Raw genomic sequence first — 7359 nt, forward strand, 5'->3', positions numbered from 1 at the left:
CTGGAATTCCAGCAGTTCTTTGTCTTCAGCTTCACTCAAATGTACTCTTAAAGGGGCTGGCACACTATAAATTTTCCTCCATCTACTCGACTAGGCTATTTTACAACTTTTTTTGCCTGCCTACTTAACTGCTGATTTGTGAGGTTTCAATATCTTGGACATAAGCATGATGAATCATCTGTCCTTTTTGAGAGGTAGCTCTCACCAAACTGACTACCGTATTATCGGCCAGATTCACGCTCTCGACTAATTCCTCTTAAACTACTACCCTCAACGTGATCCTGTAGAACCATGGGCATTTTCTCTGGTTCAACTTTTCGCCGATAGTAGAGAGTGTCAAAAGTATCGGTGTTTGCCCAGCATTCCGCAGGAAAAGTTTGTAGGCATTCAGGACAATAATATCGTTGACTTCCTTTGCTAGTCTTTCCATGTTTATGAGTTTTCTGATGGCCACACAGAGGACATTCCATGATGATTGAGAGTATTTAGGGACAATACTCATCTGATCATTCCCACACTTTCGCACAGGCACTACCCTATATGGCAATAGACAGATAGGTTAGGACATAGAGTAATAATGATCTTTAGACAGGGAAATATTTTTCCTACTGTTTCCTGTTCCCTGGTATAAATAACTTAGATTTGCCTCTCCTCAATAAATCAGCTAAAAGTGATTATAGGACTATTAAATTTAAGCTCATTTATGTATTATTCAATAATAAGTAAAATTTATGCCTTCTACTTTCATTAAATATTTATTAACTTAATTATGTCTAAATTACGCTGGCTAATTCTCAGTTCTTCTGCTTCTGGATTTGGTCTTTGTTCAGTTTTATTCGCCATCTTTACAGTGTTTAATGAATTAAGTATTTTAAACGTTTTGGTGCTGATTTTGGTCTTAGTTTTTTTGATGCTTAATTTAGTATTTACAGCTCATTATTTTTCTCAAATTTCCCGAGAACTATACATTAGAGATAAAATGCAAACACAAATGAAGATGAGGGCTAAACCTACAAGGTATCGATATTAAATTTTGAGTCAATCATTACTGTAATATAGTTGTCGGGAATATGGAACAGACTATTTATAGTAAATACTTACTAAATTAGTACAATATCATGTCTGTTTAATTAGCGATAAAAAAAATATATTCTCACTTCAACGGCAAATCTTCCTCATTCTTCCTGCTCCCCACTCCCTGCTCCCTTATTCTTATTTATCAGTATTCAAACAGATATGATCTAATACAACAATCTTGGGCAAAATATTGATAGGTATATTTATAAAAAAAAGACACTTTTTATCAAGTCATAAAATTGCTAAATAAGGCAGAAGGTTAGTTTAAGTTGTTGCAATTTTCAGGAAAAATACGTTAAAAAGTATCTACACTTGCTAATTTATTACTAGGGCTAATTACTAAAAATGTTTGACTTTATTAATCCTATTCTTGGTCGTCATCCAGAACAAATCAAGGCTAACGTTGAAATTTATACTTGGCAAACTTGTCCCTATTGTATAAGGGCAAAACTTTTGCTGTGGTGGAAAGGTGTCAACTATACAGAATACAAAATAGATGGCAATGCAGCTGCCAGAAATACTATGGCTGAACGTGCGAATGGATATCGTACTGTGCCACAGATTTTTATCAATGACCAACATATTGGTGGCTGTGATGATATTTATACTCTAGATGGAAAGGGTGAGTTAGATCCTTTATTGAGTAAGCCTGCTGCTGCATAAATTTGGGATTATTTGAGAGTAAGAAAAAATTAAATTATTATAGCGCTACGTGCTAGGGAATAGGGAACAGGGAACAGGGAATAGAGAACTGTAAAATGGTTTTTCCTGTGGAAACGCTCTGCGAATAAGATTGAAAAATGTCTTAACCAATTTTTGTAGTGGTATACACTTTAATTTATAGTAGTCGAAGCAAATGGCGCGGACAGATCAAAAGCTTAAAACTCAGACAACATAATATTTTTCCTTCTTCTTTCTTCCTTCTTCCTTCTTTCTTCTGCTATAGCAATAGATTTGCTGCAAATTTATCTAAATTATTTAACCGCCATTTAGCATCTAGTCGGCGGTTTGTTTGTAATTCTAAAACTCTTATTCCACTACTAGGTAGAGTATTTAAAAGTTGTTGTAATTGCTGCCAAGAAGATATTTTCTGATGTTCTACACCATAAGTATTACATAGCTGGGCAAAATTAATATCTTGGGGAGTAGCAAAAAATTCTGTAAAAGGTGGTTCAAATTTAGCTATTGGTAACATTTCAAAAATTCCACCTCCCTGATTATTAATCAAAATAATAGTTAAATGACCGACTAATTTATTTCTCAGTAAAAAACCATTAGTATCATGTAAAAGTGCTAAATCTCCTGTTAATAAAACACTGCTTTGTTGACGATGAGCAATACCTAAAGCAGTTGATAAAGTACCGTCTATTCCATTTGCACCTCGATTGAAAAATGGCTTGATTTGGGAATTATTAGGAACCCAGAAAAATTCTACATCTCTGACTGGCATACTATTAGCAATAAATATTGGTGTACCTTGGGGTAATATTTGAGAAATTAACCAAGGTATTTTAGGTTCAAATATTTGATTAATTACTGCCATTTTTTTGTTGATCGCCTCTCTAACTTTTACTTCAGCATTGCACCACAAATTTAAGTAATTGCCATCGGAATTACTATGGAAAAGTTTAGGAGTAAAAATTTTAGCTAGTTGTTCTACTGAAAGTTGTAAATGATTTGTCTTCCCATGCAGCGGGTCAAAATTATCCTCACTTTCATCGATGATTAATCTGTGAGGGTTAGTTGTTTCTAGCCAGGTTCTTAATTGTTTACTTGTTGGTAATTCGCCGATTTGTAAAACTATTTTAGGAATAAGTTTTTGTGCTATTTCCTGATTCCTTAAAATTAAATCATAAGTACTAATCAAATAGGGATTTAACCGAGAATAGTTTCTTAAAGGAGATAAACCTTCAGCTAAAACTGGGAACTTGATAATTTGAGAAATTTGAGCGATCGCTTGACAATATTTTTGAGGATTTTTGGGTTGTGCTAAACCTGCAATAATTATGCCTTCGCCAGATTGAAGTTGATTTTTTAAATCTAATGTTAAGTCAAAATTTGGCAAAAATTCTGTTGTGAAAATTGGTTGTACTGTAGCAAAAAAGTTTTGGGGGAATTGTGCTTCTAAGGAAATAACTTCTGGTTGGGGTATAGGAGGTAAAGGGTCTCGAAAAGGAATATTAAAATGCACAGGTCCCGGTGTCGGTAAAGTTGTTTTTCTCCAACCATGAATAATTGTTTGTCTTAAATATTCAAGTATTTTTAGTTCTATAGAAGGCAAACTTAGTTCAACTTGCCAGTTGGGATAACTGCCATATAATTTAACTTGATCTATTGTTTGACCTGCATGACAATTTCGTAATTCTGGAGGTCTGTCTGCCGTTAAAACTAATAGTGGGATACGACTTTCTTTTGCCTCTATTATGGCAGGATAAAAATTGGCAGCAGCAGTACCAGATGTACAAACTATTACCACAGGTTGATAATTTTTCCTTGCTATTCCTAGAGCAAAAAATGATGCGGAACGTTCATCAAGAATAGGAATTGTTTCGATTTTTGGGTGAGTGGCAAAGGCAAATGTTAGAGGCGTGGAACGGGAACCAGGGCTAATAATTGCTGTAGTTAATCCTAGATATTGTAATGTTTCTACTAAAATTGATGCCCAGACTGTGTTTATATTTCTAAAATCAATTGGCATTTTTGAGTTTTGAATAGTAATAGGGTACTCATCACAAAAACTAATACCAAATTGATAAGAAGTTGCATAGAAAAATATTTTAATCGGGGTTGACTGTAGATCGAGATAGACAAGTTAATAAATTTCATAATTCTGTGCCACCTCACATAAAATTGGTATAACACCTACTACCTACCACCTAATTCTTGCAGCCTCACATAAAATTGGTATCAGGGTTATAAAAGTACCTGAAACAATAGAATATCAATTAACTGAACCTTTGCCTCTCTCTATATCTAACTACTTCTGTTATTTACTTTAGTTTCCGACTTTTTCTTTTTAGCTTTAGACTTTTTTGGAGTCTCTTCTGGAGGCGGACCATAATCTCCATCTGGAAAATATTTTCGCTCAACTATATATTCTGGTTCCACTTCAATCCACAGCCGGGCACCCCCAGCTTGACTTTTATTAGGTTGATGAGGTTGATAAACGATTTGGCAAGGTCCGTTAATTTTCAGGGCGTGGCAATATTTTTTTTTATCCCCCACTTTCACAGCAATTGCTGGATGAGAAGTTCCATTGTCTCGGTTGTAATCAATATTCTTCCGTATAACATGAACAATAGTTTTGGCTTTGCGTTGAAGTTTGTTCCAAGTAGGTTGTGGACCACGACTACCTGGTGTAATCTCTGGCATTCCCCGATGGTTAAGGGGAATCATCCAAAGTCTTTTAAATTTATAAGCTCCTTGAACCCGGCCTTGATTAAGTAAAGTTCGCAATCTACCTGTTGAGATATTTAGCAGAAAAGCTGCTTGTGTTGTGGTTGTTGTTGAGATAGTCATAACTATAACGTCTTAGTTTTGAAATTTGAGCGTATGATTTTTGATTGAATAAATTAATTTTAAATTTTGAAATACAATTTCATAAGTAGGGAGATAGAGAGAATCATATGTGAAGTTCTCTCCCGTTAAATCGGAGATTATAACGGGAGCTTCTAAAACAAGGATAACTATACCCAAATTAATGTTGAAGTCACGCCTGGCACTCCGGCAATCCCAAGAATTGTAGTACCAGCTACCGCCACGGAGCAATCTTCTATTACCTAAATAACATGGGAGCATGAAAGCCATCGTCTTTTAAGCGATGGATGAAAGGTGACTCGTCGGATTTTAATCCGAAGTATTTTATTTTACTATTTCCTCCAGTTTCCCAAGCACTTCCGTTAGTAGGCGCTCCATTATAATTATCGTGCCAAACATCTAGACACCATTCCCAGACATTCCTGTGCATATCGTATAAACCAAAGGCATTGGGAGGAAAACTTCCTACATCTGTTGTTTGTCCTCTTTTCCCCTCATAGTTAACTAACTCAGACGTTATAGTTTTTCCAAAATAGAAAGGAGTAGTCGTCCCGGCGCGACAGACATATTCCCACTGACTCTCGCTGGGCAGGGTATAAATTTTCCCAGTTTTCTCAGATAGCTTTTAACAAAACTCTATGGCGTTGTGCCAATTCACATTTTCCTACTGGGCGACTTTCTCTTTTAAAGTGAGAAGGATTATTTCCCATAATGGCTTGGTACTGGTTTTGAGTAATAGGATATTTACTCATATAAAAAGCTTGCAGAGTAACTTGATGTTGCGGACTTTCATTACTATCTCTTCCCGCCTCATTTTCCGGCGAACCCATGAGAAAACTTTCTCTAGGAATATAAACCATTTCTAATTTAATCCCATTACCCAAGTATGCGATTTTTTGCCTGGCAGTTCCCTGGGTGCGGTTAATAATTTTGCCAGAGTTGTTGACAGTAACTACTTCAAAAGTAAAGACTTCCCCTTTCGTCTCCCACTGCCTTTTTTCCTCTGCATCTCTTTCTTGTTTTTACCTAGTCTTCGCTATTGGTTTTGTAACCTCTTTTAATTTCTATTCCCACTCCTTGAAGTTCTTCATTTTCCCTGTAATTACTCAAATTCGATAAATTATCCCCACCAAACTTTTGATTTATCTCTTGTTCGGTTTTCCCTTTTGCCAAGAGTTTCTGTTTAACATTCGTTTCCCAATGTAAGGCACGTTGAATAGCAAATTCATAGAGAATTGTCGGATAATGTAGATTGCGAATTATAGTTTTGTAGAAAGGATAAATTTCTTGTCCGCCACTCCAATAGGCAACTTGAATATTAATCAAATCTCCATCTACTTCTGATTCTATTAATAGTATAGGTTCAGATTTTAAGCGACTAAATATAGCTTTAACTGCACTACCTCTAGCAAAACGGTTACTATCCCAAGCGTGGTCTATTAATTCTGTGGGTCGTTGTTTGTTTTCTAGAGGATAGTATTTTTCGAGGAAATTTCGTAAGTTTTGGGAAAGACGTTTTTCTACTTTAGGAAATCCAGAAGTAGAAGTTTTATTTAGGTGTTCAAACGGTCATAGTCTATTTCTGGGGGTGCGAGTATTATTTGTATGGGCACAAGATTTCGTCCTTGATGATATTCAAGTATTTGCCAGGGGTAAATTTTGAGTAGCCAGTTATCTAATTCTTTAATTTCTAGGGCAGCTTCTCGTTGATATATTGCGTTGAGAAATTGAGTTTCTCGGTTATATTGAGCAAGTTCGATTTGTAGTTGTTTTTGTTGTTGAAATAGCCATGCTTGAAATTATTGATTGCTTTTAGCTATTTGCATATCCACTGCTTGAATAAATTCTTGGAGTGTCCGATTTTCTTGCCATTGGTACTAGACTATTTTGCCTTGAAATTCTTGACGATAAGTTTCTAGGTCAAATTGTGCAGAGATTTGTTTTTCTTGTAGTTCTTTTTGATGAGCAAAGCGTTGACTTTCCAAGTCTCTTTGAAATACTTGATTATTTTGTTGTAATTTTGCTTGAGCATCAAGATGTTGATATTCTATTTCTGCCTGAAATTCTTGGTTATTTAGTTACCATCTGTACCTGCATATCCTAAATAATGATAACTAGAATTATAAACTTTACGATCTTTTAAATAACCTACATAATGACCATAGCGATCGCTACTTGTATGTAGGTCAATATGACCTGCATTATCTATTGTTGTGTAAGGATATTTATCGTCATAATTATATGCAGCAGTGGTGGATGAATTAAATTCTAAATGATGACTATATAGACTCATATTTTGACTCTCAAAAGTATGAGAACTTAAACTTAAATTATTTTGCTCTTGCTGAAAGTGAGAAATTTCTGGTGGTAGAGCATGAGAGTTTACCCCAGAAATTTCTGTACCAAAATTTTGATGTTCAAATTGCTGCTGCTGATGGAAATTATCGGTAAAATTTTGATTTATATCATGCGACGTTGAGGAAAAATCATCATTGTTAAGTAAACCATAATTGTCACTAATACCACTATCTTGATTTGCAAAATTATCGAACGAAAAATTATTTTGCTCCAAGTCTATATTTGCCCCTAAACCCATACTTGAATGTTGATAGTCGAATTGCTGTTGCTGATGGAAACCATCGGTCAAATTCTGGTGTAAATCTTGATTTATGTCATCCAGTGTTGAGGATAAGTCATCGTTATTAAGTAAACCAGAATTATCACTAATACTGCTATCTTGATTTA

5 protein-coding genes and 2 pseudogenes are annotated in these 7359 nt (G+C 35.1%); 1 reads left to right on the plus strand and 6 read right to left on the minus strand.

The genetic code is table 11. The features are described 5' to 3' along the window. Positions 1-127: 127 nt before the first annotated feature. Positions 128-485, minus strand: a pseudogene (locus tag F6K13_RS10805) (IS1 family transposase); the annotation flags it as partial. Positions 486-1422: 937 nt separating this feature from the next. On the opposite strand from F6K13_RS10805, the gene grxC reads away from it, so the two are divergent. Further along, complete coding sequence (grxC, locus tag F6K13_RS10810; protein ID WP_124143998.1) at positions 1423-1740, plus strand: glutaredoxin 3; 318 nt, start codon at positions 1423-1425, stop codon at positions 1738-1740. Between the two features lie 277 nt (positions 1741-2017). Here the strand turns inward: grxC and menD are convergent, their stop codons facing one another. From menD to F6K13_RS10835, 5 genes and pseudogenes are all read right to left on the minus strand, one after another. Continuing rightward, a complete protein-coding gene (gene menD, locus F6K13_RS10815) occupies positions 2018-3775 on the minus strand; it encodes a 2-succinyl-5-enolpyruvyl-6-hydroxy-3-cyclohexene-1-carboxylic-acid synthase (protein ID WP_124143997.1) in 1758 nt (585 codons plus the stop codon). Between the two features lie 275 nt (positions 3776-4050). Beyond that, on the minus strand, positions 4051-4596 hold the full coding sequence (locus F6K13_RS10820) for a DNA-binding protein (RefSeq protein ID WP_192901076.1): 546 nt from the start codon (positions 4594-4596) through the stop codon (positions 4051-4053). 256 nt (positions 4597-4852) lie between these two features. Further along, positions 4853-5582: pseudogene (locus F6K13_RS10825) on the minus strand (formylglycine-generating enzyme family protein); the annotation flags it as partial. A 58-nt stretch (positions 5583-5640) separates the two neighbouring features. Beyond that, positions 5641-5940 (minus strand): hypothetical protein, encoded by a 300-nt coding sequence (locus F6K13_RS10830; RefSeq protein ID WP_192901075.1) that lies wholly within the window; start codon positions 5938-5940, stop codon positions 5641-5643. A gap of 748 nt (positions 5941-6688) precedes the next feature. Continuing rightward, on the minus strand, positions 6689-7359 hold a 671-nt coding region (locus F6K13_RS10835; protein WP_287287363.1), incomplete at its 5' end, for a hypothetical protein.

Origin of the sequence: Okeania sp. SIO2B9 (genome assembly GCF_010672505.1) — a bacterium.
GTDB lineage: Bacteria > Cyanobacteriota > Cyanobacteriia > Cyanobacteriales > Microcoleaceae > Okeania > Okeania hirsuta.